The organism is Acinetobacter sp. 148 (genome assembly GCF_031196675.1).
GTDB classification, from domain to species: Bacteria; Pseudomonadota; Gammaproteobacteria; order Pseudomonadales; family Moraxellaceae; genus Acinetobacter; species Acinetobacter baumannii.
Genome location: NZ_JAVIMT010000103.1, coordinates 1 through 1756, shown reverse-complemented (window position 1 = coordinate 1756; position 1756 = coordinate 1). Strand labels below are relative to the sequence as shown.

Genomic DNA, 1756 nt, shown 5'->3' with positions numbered 1-1756 from the left:
TGCTGGATTCTTTGGCTCCAGTCCGCGAACCCTTTCTCGTTCTGCCACCATAATTTAAATGTCTGGTAGAACTCCCAATAAAAAGGAGTTGGCTTTGCACATCCATTATTTCTTGGCTCTCCATGCCAAAAGCTATAACGACACAGCTTAAAAATTAACGCAGCTTGATCACCCTAAGGTTTTCAGGCTTAAAGTCTTTTTATTTAAAACTTAGCAATAACAAACTTGAGATGTGCCAAGCACAGTCTTTACGGCTTTGCTGTGCCTTTTTTTCTCCCAAAAAGGGCACAGGCTTTTTTATCTCTACATACAACAAAAAATTTTTATAACGGTAAAACTATGCGATATTTAGTTCTCCCAACACGTACCCTATACGTTGTAAATAAAGCAATTGATCTATTCCACCACCGTGGTTTTCACCTTATTGGGGTCGACAGAATAGTGAAAGAATCAGAAATTACGAAAGCGACTTTTTATAATTACTTTCACTCCAAAGAACGGCTTATTGAAATCTGCTTGATGGTGCAAAAAGAAAAGCTCCAAGAACAAGTAGTCGCAATGGTCGAGTATGACTTAAACACTGCCGCAATAGATAAACTTAAGAAGCTGTATTATTTACATACCGATATAGAAGGGCCGTATTACTTATTATTTAAAGCTATTTTTGAGATTAAAAATAGTTATCCAAAAGCCTATCAGACCGCAATGCGCTATAGAACATGGCTAAAAAATGAAATTTACAGTCAGCTTAGAGTGCTAAACGCGGATGCTTCTTTTACCGATGCCAAGCTATTTGTATATATGGTGGAGGGCACAATCATTCAGCTTTTAAGCTCAGATGGGGCAATCGAGCGGGAAAAGATGTTGGATTATTTTTTAAATTCTTTTGTTAGAAATTTTAGTCCATGTATGTTTACTCATGTCGATGCTAGCAAGTGCTAGCCTGTTCTTCTATGACGGCTTATATGTAAAAGCTAGACGAGTTGTTTTGAAGGGGGGAGAGAAATAATAAATAAAGCCTCCTTAGAAAGGCTGCTTGTGTACAAAAGAATATAAAAACAGCAAGTAACACTTACTCAAGTGTCATTTTAAACTGATTGGTATTTATACAATATAGTTATCAGATCACAAGGATATGAACTAATGAAATTTCTAAAATTTTTAACTTTTAGCACGATTCTTACCTTATCCGCACATAGTTATGCGACAGTGGGTGGTGGACAAAAAATTGAAGTATTGGGCTATCAGCAAAAAGAGAAGAAACTTTATGTATTAAGACATTATGAAGATGGCCGAGGACGCCTACCACAACTATATTATTATCTATTAAATAGTAAATCGCCTGATAAACTGATTGAAGTTAAATCTCTCTATATCAATCCAAAAACACATAAGATTGATTATGATCAAGATAGTACAGCGTTTAATAAGGCACTTAATAAAATTAAAAGGAATTTAACCCCCTTAGTCATAAGTAATAGTAAGACTGTAAAAATTCAAACGTTAAAAACTCATCAGAATCAGGTATCGTCTTGGTTTGATCCTTCAGGAAAGATCACGCAATATAAAACAGAATATATTGTAAAATCGCCGTCTTTACAAAGTAAGACCCATGTTGCGGTTCATTACAGCAAAGCAATAAAAATTTCCCAAAATTATAGTGTGCCTAAACAAAATAAGAGGTTGGTTGTCGTTAAATATTTGGGGGTTCCAGAAGAAACTGGTTACGATATTGATGAACCGTACCGGGTTTGTC

General features: G+C 35.5%; 2 protein-coding genes. Both read left to right on the top strand.

Annotated features, from left to right (window positions below):
• The first annotated feature begins 339 nt into the window (after window positions 1–339).
• Entirely contained in the window at window positions 340–942 is a 603-nt protein-coding gene (locus RFX69_RS19360; protein WP_289332988.1) for a TetR/AcrR family transcriptional regulator, read from the top strand.
• Window positions 943–1143: 201 nt separating this feature from the next.
• Window positions 1144–1756: hypothetical protein (locus RFX69_RS19355; RefSeq protein WP_309169664.1), on the top strand; the 613-nt coding region annotated here is incomplete at its 3' end.

What these genes read in the sequence shown, in the direction of transcription:
- RFX69_RS19360 (WP_289332988.1), top strand. Translation starts at nt 340, where the DNA reads ATGCGATATTTAGTTCTCCCAACACGTACCCTATACGTTGTAAATAAA.